This is a genomic window from Rhodococcus sp. EPR-147, assembly GCF_001647185.1.
Classification (GTDB): Bacteria; Actinomycetota; Actinomycetes; order Mycobacteriales; family Mycobacteriaceae; genus Rhodococcoides.
This window is the reverse complement of sequence record NZ_LVCU01000442.1, coordinates 1-15,557: the sequence shown is the minus strand read 5'-3', so window position 1 is coordinate 15,557 and position 15,557 is coordinate 1. Positions and strand designations below refer to the sequence as shown.

The 15,557-nt window shown below is 65.7% G+C and carries 17 protein-coding genes and 1 pseudogene; 14 read left to right on the top strand and 4 right to left on the bottom strand.

The genetic code is table 11. The features are described 5' to 3' along the window. Positions 1 to 361: 361 nt before the first annotated feature. A complete protein-coding gene (gene hemW, locus A2J02_RS19365) occupies positions 362 to 1,573 on the top strand; it encodes a radical SAM family heme chaperone HemW (protein WP_068052347.1) in 1,212 nt (403 codons plus the stop codon). A gap of 10 nt (positions 1,574 to 1,583) precedes the next feature. On the opposite strand, the gene A2J02_RS19360 is transcribed toward hemW, so the two are convergent. Continuing rightward, positions 1,584 to 1,889: a type II toxin-antitoxin system VapB family antitoxin gene (locus A2J02_RS19360; protein ID WP_008715485.1), complete on the bottom strand. Its 306-nt coding sequence runs from the start codon at positions 1,887 to 1,889 to the stop codon at positions 1,584 to 1,586. A 133-nt stretch (positions 1,890 to 2,022) separates the two neighbouring features. On the opposite strand from A2J02_RS19360, the gene hrcA reads away from it, so the two are divergent. From hrcA to era, 8 genes and pseudogenes are all read left to right on the top strand, one after another. Continuing rightward, positions 2,023 to 3,066, top strand: coding sequence for a heat-inducible transcriptional repressor HrcA (gene hrcA / locus A2J02_RS19355; protein WP_027497502.1), 1,044 nt, complete (start codon positions 2,023 to 2,025; stop codon positions 3,064 to 3,066). A 99-nt stretch (positions 3,067 to 3,165) separates the two neighbouring features. Further along, a pseudogene (gene dnaJ, locus A2J02_RS19350) lies at positions 3,166 to 4,326 on the top strand (molecular chaperone DnaJ). 3 nt (positions 4,327 to 4,329) lie between these two features. Next, positions 4,330 to 5,103, top strand: a complete 774-nt coding sequence (locus A2J02_RS19345) for a 16S rRNA (uracil(1498)-N(3))-methyltransferase (protein ID WP_068052343.1) — start codon at positions 4,330 to 4,332, stop codon at positions 5,101 to 5,103. After that, positions 5,100 to 5,855 carry an alpha/beta hydrolase family protein gene (locus A2J02_RS19340; protein ID WP_068052337.1) on the top strand — a complete coding sequence of 252 codons (756 nt, stop codon included), beginning with the start codon at positions 5,100 to 5,102 and terminating at the stop codon, positions 5,853 to 5,855. The genes A2J02_RS19345 and A2J02_RS19340 overlap by 4 nt, the downstream gene beginning before the upstream one ends. 93 nt (positions 5,856 to 5,948) lie before the next feature. Beyond that, positions 5,949 to 6,992: a PhoH family protein gene (locus A2J02_RS19335; RefSeq protein WP_032394544.1), complete on the top strand. Its 1,044-nt coding sequence runs from the start codon at positions 5,949 to 5,951 to the stop codon at positions 6,990 to 6,992. A gap of 53 nt (positions 6,993 to 7,045) precedes the next feature. Then, positions 7,046 to 7,588, top strand: coding sequence for an rRNA maturation RNase YbeY (gene ybeY, locus A2J02_RS19330; protein WP_068052336.1), 543 nt, complete (start codon positions 7,046 to 7,048; stop codon positions 7,586 to 7,588). A 40-nt stretch (positions 7,589 to 7,628) separates the two neighbouring features. Next, positions 7,629 to 8,951, top strand: coding sequence for a hemolysin family protein (locus tag A2J02_RS19325; RefSeq protein WP_068052334.1), 1,323 nt, complete (start codon positions 7,629 to 7,631; stop codon positions 8,949 to 8,951). A 15-nt stretch (positions 8,952 to 8,966) separates the two neighbouring features. After that, on the top strand, positions 8,967 to 9,881 hold the full coding sequence (era, locus tag A2J02_RS19320) for a GTPase Era (RefSeq protein WP_068052356.1): 915 nt from the start codon (positions 8,967 to 8,969) through the stop codon (positions 9,879 to 9,881). A gap of 43 nt (positions 9,882 to 9,924) precedes the next feature. On the opposite strand, the gene A2J02_RS19315 is transcribed toward era, so the two are convergent. Next, a complete protein-coding gene (locus tag A2J02_RS19315) occupies positions 9,925 to 11,346 on the bottom strand; it encodes an amidase (RefSeq protein WP_068052332.1) in 1,422 nt (473 codons plus the stop codon). 72 nt (positions 11,347 to 11,418) lie between these two features. On the opposite strand from A2J02_RS19315, the gene recO reads away from it, so the two are divergent. From recO to A2J02_RS19295, 5 genes are read left to right on the top strand one after another with little or no spacing between them, the layout of a single operon-like run. Continuing rightward, positions 11,419 to 12,252, top strand: a complete 834-nt coding sequence (gene recO / locus A2J02_RS19310) for a DNA repair protein RecO (RefSeq protein WP_068052329.1) — start codon at positions 11,419 to 11,421, stop codon at positions 12,250 to 12,252. Beyond that, complete coding sequence (locus A2J02_RS19305; RefSeq protein ID WP_068052326.1) at positions 12,209 to 13,027, top strand: isoprenyl transferase; 819 nt, start codon at positions 12,209 to 12,211, stop codon at positions 13,025 to 13,027. The genes recO and A2J02_RS19305 overlap by 44 nt, the downstream gene beginning before the upstream one ends. Continuing rightward, positions 13,020 to 13,439 (top strand): hypothetical protein, encoded by a 420-nt coding sequence (locus A2J02_RS19300; protein WP_068052323.1) that lies wholly within the window; start codon positions 13,020 to 13,022, stop codon positions 13,437 to 13,439. The genes A2J02_RS19305 and A2J02_RS19300 overlap by 8 nt, the downstream gene beginning before the upstream one ends. Before the next feature lie 50 nt (positions 13,440 to 13,489). Continuing rightward, positions 13,490 to 13,777, top strand: coding sequence for a hypothetical protein (locus tag A2J02_RS28800; protein ID WP_231893917.1), 288 nt, complete (start codon positions 13,490 to 13,492; stop codon positions 13,775 to 13,777). Positions 13,778 to 13,786: 9 nt separating this feature from the next. After that, on the top strand, positions 13,787 to 14,482 hold the full coding sequence (locus tag A2J02_RS19295; RefSeq protein WP_231893916.1) for an ABC transporter substrate-binding protein: 696 nt from the start codon (positions 13,787 to 13,789) through the stop codon (positions 14,480 to 14,482). Positions 14,483 to 14,488: 6 nt separating this feature from the next. On the opposite strand, the gene A2J02_RS19290 is transcribed toward A2J02_RS19295, so the two are convergent. Then, on the bottom strand, positions 14,489 to 14,929 hold the full coding sequence (locus tag A2J02_RS19290) for a Fur family transcriptional regulator (RefSeq protein ID WP_037193030.1): 441 nt from the start codon (positions 14,927 to 14,929) through the stop codon (positions 14,489 to 14,491). Further along, positions 14,926 to 15,387, bottom strand: a complete 462-nt coding sequence (locus A2J02_RS19285) for an ArsR/SmtB family transcription factor (RefSeq protein ID WP_306437454.1) — start codon at positions 15,385 to 15,387, stop codon at positions 14,926 to 14,928. The genes A2J02_RS19290 and A2J02_RS19285 overlap by 4 nt, the downstream gene beginning before the upstream one ends. Positions 15,388 to 15,557: the final 170 nt, after the last annotated feature.

The following is a 15,557-nucleotide window of genomic DNA, read 5'->3' as shown; positions in this document are numbered from 1 at the left end:
TGGTCGCGTCGCTGGTCGACGACATGCATTGCTCCTGCATCTTTGTGCTGGCCGGTACCCGGTACGGGAGCGCAGATCAGTGCTCGCTCGACGACAGTGGGAAACCGGTGGATCGAATGGACGTGCTCGAAGGAGGGCTGGTCAGCAGCCGGTCGTGTATCGACACGACGCGCTGCAGACACGGCCTAGATCGACATGGCGGCGCGCCACGAGTCGAATTCCTGAGTCGGTCACGGGAGTCATTGTGCCACGTCATCGGGGCGATGGACGACCGCGGCGGCTATTTACCCCGATTTCGAGGTAAATAGGCTGGCAGGGCGTGTGGGATCGGGTGTGCCCGAACTCTGGGACACTGGAGGGCGTGAATACCGTCGTACCCGTCCCGTCCACCTTCGAGTTGCCGACCGAGGCGTTCGACGGAGTGGGGGACCGCGCGTTCGGGATCTACGTGCACGTTCCGTTCTGCGCCACGCGGTGCGGGTACTGCGACTTCAACACCTACACGGGGGGTGAGCTGGGCACATCGGCGTCGCCGCAGTCATGGCTGGAGGGTCTGCGACGTGAGTTGGACACCGCCGCGGGGCTGATGCAGGCCCGCACGGGTCGCGTTCCGACGGCAGACACCGTCTTCGTCGGCGGTGGCACGCCCTCGCTGCTCGGGGGCGACGGTCTGGCCGACGTCCTGGGTGCGGTTCGGTCCAGTTTCGGATTGACCGACGGCGGCGAGGTGACCACGGAATCCAACCCGGAATCGACGTCACCGGAATTCTTCGACCGGCTCCGCGACTCGGGCTTCACCCGCATCTCGCTCGGAATGCAGTCCGCTGCACCACATGTGCTTGCCGTCCTCGATCGCACCCACACGCCCGGTCGAGCGGTCGCCGCGGCAAAGGAAGCGCGCGCGGCCGGTTTCGAGCACGTCAATCTCGACCTCATCTACGGCACTCCCGGCGAGCGAGACAGCGATCTGGACCAGTCCCTCGCGGCAGTGCTCGAGGCCGGCGTCGACCACGTCTCGGCCTACGCGCTGATCGTCGAGGACGGCACCGCCATGGCCCGCAAGGTTCGCCGCGGCGAGTTGCCTGCACCCGACGACGACGTGCTGGCGAGCCGATACGAACGCATCGACACGGCGATGAACGCCGCAGGGCTGTCCTGGTACGAGGTGTCGAACTGGGCCACCGACGCCGACGCGCAGTGCCGCCACAACATCGGCTACTGGGACGGCGGCGACTGGTGGGGCGCTGGGCCCGGCGCACACAGCCACATCGGCGGCACCCGGTTCTGGAACGTCAAACACCCGGCCGCGTACGCCGATCGCCTTGCCGCAGGACACCTACCGGTGCACGGCAGCGAATTGCTCAGCGCCGAGGATCGACACCTGGAAGAGCTGATGTTGACCGTCCGACTCCGCTCGGGAGTGCCGATGAGGTTGCTCGGGCCGGCCGAGCGCGCCGCTGCCGAACAGACCGTCACAGACGGGTTGATGGTGCGCCGCGGAGAACGACTCGTGCTCACCGACCGGGGCCGATTGCTGGCCGACGCGGTGGTGCGCACCATCGCTGCCGCCTGAACAGTCTGTTTCAGGCTCCGAGGGCGTCGTAGTCGAACACCCTGGCGTGCAACACCGTTCGATTGCGCAGTGCCGCACGTACTGCGCGATGCAAGCCGTCTTCGAGGTAGATGACGCCGCGGAACTGCACCGCGTGGGGGAACAGATCGCCGTAGAAGGTGGAGTCCTCGGACAGCAATCTGTCCAGCTCGAGCACCTTGGTGGTGGTGACGATCTCGTCCAGACGCAGCTGGCGTGGCGGGATTCTCGACCAGTCCCTGATGGACAGACCGTGCTCGGGGTACGGCTTTCCGTCACGAACACCCTTGAAGATCATCGCGAGCCTCGAGCCGCTGGACCGAATCGAAAGAACATTTCCACTCGGACCACAGTAAGGCCTTGCACGAGCATGCGTTCGCCGGCTACTAGACTCGAGCGACGATTGGAAACGAGAACGGAGGTGGGCACCGATGTCGAGCACCGACGACAGGCGGTTCGAGGTTCTACGAGCGATCGTGGCGGACTACGTGTCCACCCAGGAACCCGTCGGTTCACGTGCCCTGGTCGAACGCCACAACCTGGGGGTGTCCAGTGCAACGGTGCGCAACGACATGGCCGTGCTCGAGGCCGAGGGGTACATCGCGCAGCCGCACACCAGTTCCGGTCGGGTGCCGACCGACAAGGGCTATCGGCAGTTCGTCGACCGAATAGCGGACGTCAAGCCGCTGTCCGCGGCCGAACGCCGCGCCATCCTCGAGTTCCTCGAGAACGGCGTCGACCTGGACGACGTGCTGCGACGCGGCGTCCGATTGCTGGCTCAGTTGACCCGGCAGGTTGCCGTGGTGCAGTACCCCACGCTGTCGGCGTCCTCGGTTCGCCACCTGGAAGTGGTGGCGCTCACCCCGGCCCGGCTGCTGTTGGTGCTCATCACCGACTCCGGGCGAGTCGATCAGCGCATCGTCGAACTCGGTGACGTCATCGACGACGAGAATCTTGCGCAGCTGCGGCGTCTTCTCGGCGGTGCACTCGAGGGCAAGCGTCTGGCGGCGGCATCGGCTGCGGTGGCCGAACTCGCCGAGAACGCTCCACCTGCGCTACGCGACGCGATGATTCGATCGGCCACGGTGCTGGTGGAATCGCTGGTCGAGCATCCCGAGGAACGCCTGGTTCTCGGCGGGACGGCGAACCTGACGCGCAATGCCGCCGATTTCGCCGGCGACGCGGGGTTTCCCGGATCGCTCAGGGCGGTACTCGAGGCGCTGGAAGAGCAAGTGGTCGTCCTCAAGCTGCTCGCAGTGACGCAGGACACCCGCACCGTCACGGTGCGGATCGGCGAGGAGACGCAGGTCGAGGAAATGCGCGGGACATCGGTGATTTCCACCGGGTACGGGTCGGCTGGCATGGTCCTCGGAGGAATGGGTGTTCTCGGGCCGACCCGAATGGACTACCCAGGAACAATTGCGTCGGTCGCCGCGGTTGCCAGGTACATCGGCGAGGTCCTGGCCGAGCGCTGAGACGAGCGAGAACCGATCGAACGCCGGCGGCGGGGGCACCGGACGGCCGGCACACAGCTTCACCGAACGAGATTCATCTTCTAGGACGAAAGAGACGACGTGGCACGGGATTATTACGGGACTTTGGGCGTCGGCCAGCAGGCGACGGACCAGGAGATCAAGCGCGCCTACCGCAAGCTGGCGCGAGAGCTGCACCCGGACGTCAACCCGGACGAGGCCGCGCAGGCTCGGTTCAAGGACATCTCCACCGCATACGAGGTGCTCTCCGATCCGGAGAAGCGTCGCATCGTCGACCTCGGCGGCGACCCGCTGCAGCAGGGCGGCGGAGGCGGCGGCGGTGGTGGATTCGGTGGTGCCGGGTTCGGCGGCGGCCTGGGAGATGTGTTCGAGGCGTTCTTCGGCGGCGGTGCGGGCGGATCCCAGCGCGGGCCCAAGGGGCGCGTCCAGCCGGGAGCGGATTCGCTGTTGCGTACCAAGCTCACCCTGGACGAGTGCGCGACGGGCGTGACCAAGCACATCACCGTCGACACGGCGATTCTCTGCGACCTGTGCACGGGCTCGGGCACCAACGGTGACTCCAAGCCGGTTCGCTGCGATACCTGCGGCGGTGCCGGTGAAGTGCAGTCGGTGCAGCGCTCGTTCCTCGGCCAGGTCATGACCAGCCGCCCGTGCCCCACCTGCCGCGGCGCAGGCGAGACCATCCCCGACCCCTGCCGCAAGTGTGGCGGCGACGGTCGCGTCCGGTCGCGTCGCGACATCTCGGTCAAGGTGCCGGTCGGCGTGAGCAACGGCATGCGCATTCGACTGGCCTCTCAGGGCGAGGTCGGTCCCGGCGGCGGACCCGCGGGAGACCTGTACGTGGAGATCGTCGAACAGCAGCACGAGGTGTTCGTGCGCGACGGTGACGACCTGCACTGCACCGTCCGTGTTCCGATGGTCGACGCCGCTCTCGGCACCTCGGTCAACATCGACGCGATCATCGACGGACCCACCTAGATCTCGATCGATCAAGGCACACAACCGAATTCGACGACGGTGCTGCGCGGCCACGGGATGCCCAAGCTGCGGTCCGGTATTCGCGGCGATCTGCACGCGCACCTCGAGGTCATCGTGCCGACCAAGCTCGACAGCAAGCAGACCCATCTGCTCGAACAGCTCAGGTCGATGCGCGACCGCGACTCGGCGGAGGTCGTCACCACCGGTTCGGCGCACAGCGGCGGCCTGTTCTCGCGGTTGCGGGAAGCGTTCAGCGGTCGCTGATCGATGGCCCCCACGGTCTTCTACCTCTCACCTCTACCGAACGTCGGCGAGCTCGCGGTGCTCGACGGCAAGGAAGGGCACCACGCCGCGACGGTGAGGCGCATCCGGGTGGGCGAGCGGGTGTTGCTCGGTGACGGAGCGGGCGGCCTGGCCGACACGGTCGTGGCCGCAGCGGAGAAGAACCGACTCGAACTGACCGTGCAATCGCGCAGTGAGATGCCGCGTCCCACCCCGGTGGTGACGCTGGTGCAGGCATTGCCGAAGGCGGACCGATCGGAGCTCGCCGTCGAGCTGGCCACGGAAGCGGGCGTCGATGCCGTCGTGCCCTGGCAGTCGGCTCGTTGCGTCGCACGGTGGGAAGGCCCGAAGGCAGCCAAGGGCGTCGCCAAGTGGCGCAGTACCGCGGCGGAGGCGGCCAAGCAGTCGCGTCGGGCATTCATCCCCGAGGTGTCCGAGCTGCACGATTCGCGGGAGGTCGACGCCTTCGTACGCGGCGTCGTGGAGCGCGGCGGAATCGTCGCCGTGCTGCACGAGGCGGCTACTTCGGCGTTCCGGGACCTGCCGTTCGACTCGGTTCCCGAGGTCGTGATCGTCGTCGGACCCGAAGGTGGTCTCGACGACAGGGAGGTCGCCGCTCTCACCGAGGCGGGTGCGACGCCGGTGGTGCTGGGCCCGACGGTGCTGCGGACCTCGACGGCAGGAGCTGTGGCCCTGGGCGCGCTGGGCGTCCTGACCTCGCGGTGGACCCAACTCCCGCCCGACTTTCAGAACGTATGAGCGCGCGGATGAAGATCGCGTACGGCGATCATCCGGAGCAGTTCGGCCACCTCTACCTGCCGGCCGAGCCGATGGATCACCGGACGCCGGTGGTCGTGGTGGTGCACGGCGGGTTCTGGAGCGGACAGTACGGGTCCAATCTGGGCACCCAGTTCGCCCGCGCAGTCGCCGCAGCCGGAGCGGTAGCGTGGAACATCGAGTACCGACGCGTCGGCGCAGGTGGGCACTGGCCGGAGATGCAGTCCGATGTGACTGCGGCACTCGACGTCGTCGCCGGGGAACTGCAGCACCACGCCCCGGTCGGGATCGACGACGTCCGCGTCATCGGCCACTCCGCCGGCGGCCACCTGGCCGTGTGGCTCGGCGGCGAGACCGGCACGAAGGTCCGCCCGTCGCGCATCGTTTCGCAGGCCGGTGTACTCGATCGAGAGCCGCGCGGTGCGTCGGGACGGACGAACCCGGCGGTCGAGGCGCTGTTGCAGGCCCGATACGAGGACGACCCCGAGCTGTACCGAACGGCCTCGCCTGCGGCCCGCGCGCCCATCGGCATCCCGACGATCGCCCTACACGGATCCGAGGACATCCAGGTGCCCGCGGCGCAGAGCGAGCGGTACGTAGCGCTGGCGCGCGCTGCCGGAGACGACGCCCGACTGACGATCGTGCCGGGGGAAGACCACTTCGCTTTCCTGAATCCCGATTCCCGGTGTTGGGCGCTCTCGCTCGACGCGGTGATCGGTGCCACCAGCGAGTAATGGGAATGCGCATCGTTGCTGCGGCGTTAAACTCGATCCATACCAAATGCACGTCCGAGAAGCCGACACCAGAGAGCAGGCCATAGCCACCACGTGAGTGAACACAGCGAATTTCCCGCCGAGCGTGACGTTCGGTCCACCCTGGAACTCGCCCCCGAAGCAGTGATGCCACTGCTGGGACAGTCCGACGAGAACCTGCGGGCGCTCGAGCAGATGCTGACGGCAGATATCCACGTACGAGGAAACGCCGTGACGCTCACCGGAAAAGTGGCCGATGTGGCGCTGGCCGAACGGGTGATCTCCGAGTTGGCCGCGCTCGCCAAGCGCGCTCAGCCACTGACCCCCGATGCAGTGCGCCGATCGATCGCCATGCTCACCGAGGGCGTGTCGGATTCACCGGCCGAGGTCCTGAGCCTGGACATCCTCTCGCGCCGCGGCAAGACGATTCGGCCCAAGACGCTGAACCAGAAGCGCTATGTGGATGCGATCGACGCCAACACCATCGTGTTCGGCATCGGCCCGGCCGGTACCGGCAAGACGTACCTGGCGATGGCGAAGGCCGTGCAGGCATTGCAGACCAAGCAGGTCAGCCGCATCATCCTGACGCGTCCGGCAGTGGAGGCGGGGGAACGGCTCGGTTTCCTTCCAGGAACGCTGCACGAGAAGATCGACCCGTACCTGCGGCCGCTGCACGATGCGTTGCACGACATGATGGACGACGAGGCGATTCCGAAGCTGATGCAGGCCGGGGTCATCGAGGTCGCCCCGCTCGCCTACATGCGCGGACGCACTCTCAACGATGCATTCATCATTCTCGACGAGGCGCAGAACACCACCGCCGAGCAGATGAAGATGTTCCTGACCCGACTCGGGTTCGGGTCGAAGATAGTCGTCACCGGCGACGTGACCCAGGTCGACCTTCCCGGAGGTGCGCGGTCCGGGCTGCGGGCAGCCTCGGAGATCCTCACCGACGTGGACGACATCCACTTCGCGCAGCTCACCAGCAGCGACGTGGTGCGCCACCGCTTGGTCTCGGAGATCGTCGACGCGTACGAGCGGTTCGAGTCGACATCGGAAGGCGTCATTCCCAACAGGGCGCAACGCCGCACCGGTGGACCGCGTTCGGCGAGAAGATGATTCAGACATACGGACCGACAGATGCAGGCAACGAGAGCGTGGGTAGTGGCTAGATGAGTATCGAAGTGTCCAACGAGTCGGGGATGGACATCTCCGAACCCGAGCTGGTCTCGGTCGCGCGGTTCGCGATCGCCGGCATGGACGTACATCCCGCTGCGGAACTGTCGATGGTGCTGGTGGATTCGGCAACGATGGCAGATCTGCACATGCGGTGGATGGATCTGCCCGGCCCGACCGACGTGATGTCGTTTCCGATGGACGAGCTGGAGCCGGGCGGTCGTCCCGACGCGCCCGAGCCCGGACCGGCGATGCTCGGCGACATCGTGTTGTGCCCGTCGTTCGCCGCGGATCAGGCTGCCGCAGCGGGGCATTCGCTCGAACACGAGCTCGCTCTGCTGACCGTGCACGGTGTGCTGCACCTGCTGGGTTACGACCATGCCGAGCCGGACGAAGAGAAGGAAATGTTCGAGCTGCAGAACCGTCTGCTGGCCGAATGGTACGAGGACGCCAGGCGCGCGGAGGAGGCCGCCGAACAGGCCGCCCGCGACGCCAGGCTACTCGGCAAGGCCGGTTTCGTGGACGGACTCGACCGATGATCTGCGTCGTCGAACAGGTGCAAGTGTGGGGTCCTAGCGCGTGAGCAGTGCTGTTGCGCTCATCGTGTTCGCTGTCCTTCTCGTGCCTCTCGGAGGTCTGTTCGCTGCCGTCGATTCCGCTCTGAACACGGTCTCACGGGCGCGAATCGACGACATGGTCAAGGACGAGCGCCCCGGTGCCACCGGCCTCGTCGTCGTGGTCGGTGATCGCCCGCGATACGTCAATCTGATGGTGCTGCTGCGCATTCTGTGCGAAATCGGCGGCACCGTGTTGCTCGCGGGTGGCCTGACGCAGTTGATCGATTCGACCACCGCATTGGTGATCAGCGCGGTGGCCATGGTGTTGGTCAGTTACGTCGTGATCGGTGTCGGTCCGCGAACCCTCGGTCGGCAGAACGCGTACTCGATCGCGTTGGCCGCTGCATTGCCGTTGCGGGCACTCGGGTGGCTCCTCGGACCGATCAGCAGACTGCTCATCCTCATCGGTAACGCGATCACCCCCGGTAAGGGATTTCGCAACGGCCCCTTCGCCTCCGAGATCGAACTCCGAGAACTGGTGGACATGGCCCGCGAGCGCGGCGTCGTGGCCGACGACGAACGGCGAATGATCCAATCGGTGTTCGAGCTGGGTGACACCTCCGCCCGCGAGGTCATGGTGCCGCGGCCCGAGATGGTGTGGATCGAGTCCGACAAGTCAGCAGGACAGGCCACCTCGTTGGCTGTGCGCAGCGGCCACTCCCGCATCCCGGTGATCGGCGAGAACGTGGACGACATCGTGGGCGTCGTATATCTCAAAGACCTTGTGCAGCAGACGTATTACTCCACCGACGGCGGCCGCGGAGTGCAGGTGTCCGACCTGATGCGTCCGGCCGTCTTCGTTCCCGACTCCAAGGCACTCGACAGTCTGCTCGCCGAGATGCAGCGCGATCGCAACCACATGGCCCTGCTGGTCGACGAGTACGGGGGCATTGCCGGGCTGGTGACCATCGAGGACGTGATCGAGGAGATCGTCGGCGAGATCGCCGACGAATACGATTCCGACGAAGTCGCGCCCATCGAGGAACTCGACGACGGACGCTATCGACTGTCCTCGCGGGTGCCGCTCGAAGACCTCGGCGAGATCTTCGGCATAGACATCGAATCCGAGGAAGTCGACACCGTCGGCGGACTCCTCGGCTACGAACTCGGCCGAGTACCGTTGCCCGGTTCGCAGGTGATCACCCACGGCCTGCTGCTGCGTGGAGAAGGTGGAGCAGATCCCAAGGGGCGCGTCCGCATCGCCACGGTCCTGGTCGAAAAGCTCGAACCCGAAGAAGATTCCACCGAGGACGACGACTCGTCCGAGGCCACTCGTCAACACTGAAATCTGGAGGTGCTCTTGTCCGAGCAGAACAACGGTGAGTTCCGATCCGGATTCGTCTGTTTCGTAGGCCGACCCAACACCGGCAAGTCCACGCTGACCAATGCGTTGGTGGGATCGAAGATCGCCATCACGTCCTCGCGTCCCCAGACGACGCGGCACACCATTCGCGGCATCGTGCACCGAGAGCACGCCCAGCTGATCCTGGTCGACACCCCCGGCCTGCACCGACCGAGAACGCTACTGGGGCAACGCCTCAACGACCTGGTGCAGGACACCTACTCCGAGGTCGACGTCATCGGACTCTGCATCCCCGCGGACGAGAAGATCGGGCCCGGCGACCGGTGGATCCTCGAACAGGTGCGGCACATCGCGCCCAAGACGACGCTCATCGGAATCATCACCAAGATCGACAAGGTCAAGAAGGAACGCGTCGTACAGCAGCTGATGTCGCTGTCGAAGCTGCTCGGCGAGAATTCGCATGTCATCCCGGTGTCCGCCGAATCGGGCGAGCAGATCGAGAAGCTCGTCGACCTGTTGGCGTCGGAACTGCCACCGGGCCCGGCGTTCTACCCCGACGGTGAGCTCACCGACGAGCCCGAGGAAGTCCTCATGGCCGAACTCATCCGTGAGGCCGCTCTCGAAGGCGTCCGCGACGAGCTGCCCCACTCTCTTGCCGTCGTCATCGACGAGGTCTTGCCCCGTGAAGGCCACGACAACATGCTCGACGTGCACGCAATCCTCTACGTCGAGCGATCGAGTCAGAAGGCCATCATCATCGGCAAGGGTGGTTCGCGACTCAAAGAGGTCGGCACCGCGTCGCGACTGCAGATCGAGAAGCTCCTCGGTACCAGGATCTACCTGGACCTGCACGTCAAAATCGCCAAGGACTGGCAGACCGACCCGAAGCAAATGGGCAAGCTCGGGTTCTGACCTGGAGCGGCTTCGCCGCATGTGCACGGCAATTCGTAGCAGGCTACGAGGTTTCGCTCACCTGGGTCCACCAGGGATCGGGGCGATTGCGGTGCCACTGCAGCACGTTCTCGAGTTGAGCGGCAACGGAAACGAGCAGTGGCTCGGAGGATTCGTGGCCCATCAACTGCAGGCCGATGGGCAGGCCCGCGGCGGTGAATCCCGCGGGCACGTTGACGCTCGGCCACCCCAGCACGTTCCACGGCCACGTGTAGGGGCAGTGCTCGGTGATGACCCGATCGGTGTCGGCGTCGGAGATGCCGTCGATGGCCTCGATCCGGGGCGGCGGGGTGGCGGTCGTCGGGGCGAGCACGATGTCGTACTCGTCGAAGAACCGGCCGACACGACGCCCGATGCGAGGTTCGGCGGCGCGTGCTGCGCGCAGCGGTGCCCCGGCCAGAGCCCGGCCGCTCTTGGCGTTGGCTCGGGTGCGTGGGTCGGCGAGAGACGGATCGGGGAGACGGTCGAGCCAGGTGGCCACACCCGCCAGCGAGCGGGGTAAGAAGTTGAGCCCCAACAACATTCCGTATGCCGGATCGTCGACGACCACTCGGTGCCCGAGTAGGCGCAGTACCGCGGCCATCTGATATGCGGCACCGGCGATCTCCGGGTCCAGCGGGGCAGGCGTCGGAATGAACGGCTTACGCAGGCTCAGCGCGATCCGCAGCGAACCGGGGTTGCGTCCGACGGCATCGGAGACGGTCAGCGGCGTCGGACGATGCAGATCTCCGTCGTGACTGCCCGAGACCACGTCGAGGAGCAGTGCCGCGTCGGCCACGGTACGCGCGAGCGGGCCGATGACGGTGATGCCGTTGAACGCCTCGGGCTCCGGCCACGACGATATGCGTCCGCGTTGCGGCTTGATCCCCACGAGATTGGTCCACGAGGCTGGAATCCGCACCGAGCCGGCACCGTCGGAACCCAGAGCGGCAGAGACCAATTCGGCAGCCACCGCGGCAGAACTGCCACCCGAGGAGCCGCCCGGGGTGCGCGCACGGTCCCACGGATTACGGGTGTGCCCGAAGGTGCCGCCGGTGAACGGCCACTGGCCGAGTTCCGGGCTGTTGGTCTTTCCGACGATGACGGCTCCGGCTGCACGCAGTCTGCGTACCACCTCCGAATCCGCGGTAGCAGGTGGAAAGTCGCCCGCGCATCCGAAGGCGGTCGGTTCCCCGGTGACGTCCACGTCGTCCTTGACGGCAACGGGAACGCCGAGCAGGGGAGCGGTGGTGCCGGCGGCCCGCAGACGATCCGCTTCGGCCGCCTCGGCGAGGGCTGCATCGCGGCGCACGATGCGGAACGCGTTGAGCGTGGGTTGGCTCTTCTCGATGCGATCGAGTGATTCGGAAACCGCCTGTACCGACGTGATGCGACCCGACGCGAGAGCGGCAGCCTGAGCAACGAGAGTCGACCGATGGAAATCCACGCCTGCACAGTATCGACTCCTCGTCAGCGCGGGAACGGTCACCGCCGCAGCCCGCGTGGGACACTGGATGACGTGAGGCCATACCGTGACAACGCAGTCGTCCTGCGCCAGCACAAGCTGGGTGAGGCCGATCGCATCGTCACGTTGTTGACCAGGGAGAACGGAATCGTGCGGGCCGTTGCCAAGGGGGTTCGCCGCACCAAATCCAAGTTCGGTGCGCGGCTGGAACCGTTTGCGCACATCGACGTTCTGCTCTATCCGGGGCGCAACCTCGACATCGTCACCCAGGTGCACACGGTCGACGCGTTCGGCGGAGACATCGTGGCCGACTACGGCCGCTACACCACCGGTTGCGCGGTTCTCGAAACTGCCGAACGGCTGGCGGGCGAGGAGCATGCACCCGCACAGCGGCTGCATCAGTTGACCGTCGGTGCCCTGCGTGCCCTCGCGCAGCACGTCAGGCCCCCCGAGCTGGTGCTCGACGCGTACCTGCTGCGCGCGATGGGTTTCGCCGGATGGGCTCCCGCACTGACCGACTGCGCGCGGTGCGCAGCGGTGGGCCCACATCGAGCGTTCCATGTCGCGGCCGGTGGAGCCGTGTGTGTGCATTGCCGACCGCCGGGATCGGCGACGCCGTCGACCGGTGTTCTCGATCTGATGGTTGCGCTCGAGCGCGGGGAATGGGACTACACCGTCACCACCTCCGATGCCGTCCGCAAGCAGGCCAGTGGACTGGTGGCTGCGCATCTGCAATGGCATTTGGAACGACAGTTGCGCACGCTTCCGCTCATCGAACGTTCGCACCCGCATCAGGTACCGCTGGCGCAACCTGACTCCGTGTTCGCCGACACCGTCGGGCAGGATGGGGACCGTGATTCGACGACGAGAGCAGGGGCCTCGGCCTGACGAACAGTCGACGGTGCGCCCTCCCGATCCGCATCCGTCGGGCGCTCGTCCGCCCATCCTGCAGCCGGAACTGATTCCTCGCCACGTCGCACTGGTGATGGACGGCAACGGTCGGTGGGCACAGGATCGCGGTCTGCCGCGCACCGCAGGACACGAGCAGGGTGAAGCGGTGCTCATGGACACCGTCTGCGGGTGCATCGAGATCGGGGTGCAGTGGCTGTCCGCGTACGCCTTCTCGACGGAGAACTGGAAGCGCAGTCCCGACGAGGTCAAGTTCCTGATGGGCTTCAATCGTGACGTCATTCGTCGGCGGCGCGACGAGATGAACGAGATGGGCGTCCGGGTTCGCTGGGCCGGCCGTCGACCGAGGTTGTGGGGCAGTGTCATCAAGGAACTCGAAGTCGCCGAGGAGTTGACCAAGCACAACACCGTGATGACATTGACGATGTGCGTCAACTACGGTGGCCGAGCCGAGATTGCCGATGCCACAAGGGAAATCGCCAGGCAGGTGGCTGCGGGCAAGCTGAACCCCGAGAAGATCACCGAGGCCACCGTCGCCAAGTACCTCGACGAATCGGATATGCCCGACGTGGATCTGTTCCTGCGTCCGTCGGGGGAGCAGCGGACGTCGAACTTTCTGCTCTGGCAGTCCGCGTACGCGGAGTTCGTCTTCCAGAAGAAGCTCTTCCCGGATTTCGACCGTCGGGATCTGTGGGAGGCGTGTATCGAATACGCCTCGCGGGACCGACGATTCGGTGGAGTCAAGTATGAGTGACACCGCGAACGGGACGCCGGACGAGGGGCTTTCGTTGCAGGCCCGTGCCCAGTTGGCGCTCTCGCAGTTCGCGACGGTCACACTCGGTGACGAGGGTTCTCTCGGGTTCGACTATGCGGGTGCTCTGTGTTCGCTGCGTGCCGTGCGACTCTCGCCCGAGCTCGAGGTTCTCTCGCTCACTGCAGTCCTGGCGTGGGACCGGCCGTTGAAGCCGGCTCTGCACAAGAAAGTCGCCGACCGAAATGCGGATTCGCAGTTCGGCGCGATCTCGGTCAACACCCACGACAAGCTCGCGGATGTGCTGTTGCGCTACACCTTTCCTGCGAACGGTCTGGACGACGAGGCCATGCTGACGATGCTCATCCTGGTGCTCGCCGGAGTCGAAAAGGCGCGTGAGGGCCTACTTCCCTGATCGGTCAGCTAAGGTTTGCCTGTACTTACTTCTCAGTAGAGGCGGATGCGATGACTGTGCGGTGGACCCGAATGCTCACGGCGGTGGTGGCGGTGATCGCCCTCGGTGTGGCCGGGACAGCTTGTTCGACTGCCGACAACGGCGACACGGCGACGCAATCGGCGGACGGTGTATTCCCGGTCGTCATCGATCACATCTACGGCAGCACGACCATCGCCGAGAAGCCCACGCGCATCGTCACACTCGGGGTGTCCGACGCCGATGCCGTCATCGCGCTCGGCACAGTTCCCGTCGGCAACGCCGGGTACACGTTCTACGAGACCGGACTGGGTCCGTAGACCGACGAGTTGGTCGGTGATGCACCATTGACGTTGCTGGGCTCCGAGTCCGAGCCGAACTTCGAGCTGATCGCCTCGCTGGCACCGGATCTGATCACCGGGCTCAACGCGGGCTTCGACGAGGCCACGTACGCCAGGCTCAGTGATATCGCCCCGACGGTCGCTCGACCGGCCGGATCGGCTGCCTATGCCGTGGACCGCGAGGTGGCGACCGACACGATCGCTCGCGCGATGGGCGAATCAGAACGCGGCGAGGAGTTGAACGCGCAGACCACCGCTTCGCTCGAACTGGTGCGAGCTGCACATCCGGAGTTCGCGGGTAAGACTGCAGCCGTGGTGCTTCCGTACGACGGCCAATTCGGTGCATATCTGCCCGGTGATGCCCGCGGCACGTTCGTCACGTCGCTGGGCTTCGAGATTCCGGAACCGATTCTGGCCCAGGACGACGGCACCAACTTCTTCGTTCCGGTCTCGGCAGAGAACATCTCGCAGCTCGACGCCGACGTGGTGCTCTACCTCGGTACCGGCGAGGACATCGACGTCGTGGCGGAGAACCCGATCTTCGGAACGCTGACAGCCGCCCGAAACGATGCCATCGTTCCGTTGTCCATCGATCAGCGTGGAGCGATCACGTACAACTCGGTGCTGTCGATTCCGTTCGCCATCGACGCGGTGGTACCTCGCGTGGCTGACGCCGTCGCCTGAGCGGAGTCAGCGAGCGGCAGCGCTGCACTGACTGCAGGTGCCGAATATCTCGATCGTGTGGCTGACGTCGCTGAAACCGTTGGATTCGGCGACGCTCTGCGACCACTTCTCGACAGTGGGACCTTCCACCTCGACGGTGAAACCGCACGAGCGGCACACCAGGTGATGGTGATGCCCCGAGGAGCAGCGCCGGTAGACGGACTCCCCGTTGTCGGTGCGCAGTACGTCGACCGTCCCGGCGTCCGCCAGGGTCTGAAGCGTGCGATACACCGTGGTGAGGCCGATACCCTCACCGCGCTTGCGCAATTCGTCGTGCAGATCCTGTGCTGACTTGAACTCTTCGATGGTGTCGAGCAGGTCCGAGATCGCGCTGCGCTGCTTGGTGGCTCGCACCCCGACGACAACGGGTCGTCTGGGGGTGGCGGTGTCGGTGGACTTGTCGGTCACAGGTTCCGGCCTTCCTCGGCGTGGGCCACGGCGTCGACGACGATGTGGGAGAGATGATCGTCGACCAACCGGTACAGGACCTCGCGTCCGTTGCGTTCTCCGCGCACCACACCCGCTGCCTTGAGTACCCGAAGGTGTTGGCTGATCAACGGTTGCGTGACACCGAGGGCGACGACGAGTTCGTGAACGCACCGCTCGGACTCGCGCAGCTGCAGCACGATGGCGATGCGTACCGGGGCCGCCAGTGCCCGCAGGATGTCGCCTGCCGCAGCCAGAGTTTCCTTCGGCGGAATATGAGCCGGGGGAGCGTCGGCGAACGGATCGCCGGAGTGCAAGGGATGCTCGGGGTCTTGCCGGTGGGGCGAACTTGCTTCCACTGTCGAGTCCGTGGACACGGTTGCGGCTCCTTCGGCCGCCGGTTCGTTGCCGGCGGACTCTCCCTGCACGATCGACGTCATGGCACCAGGTTAGTGCAGTAGTTGTTATTGCAAATCGTATTCATTGTGATATGCACAAGTGCGCATGTCAACTTCCGCACGCGACCGCTGTTCGGATTCGACCGCCGAGCCAGATAGTCTGATCAGGGCGAAAACGCCCACGTCACCTCTTACACGATGTAACCGAAGAT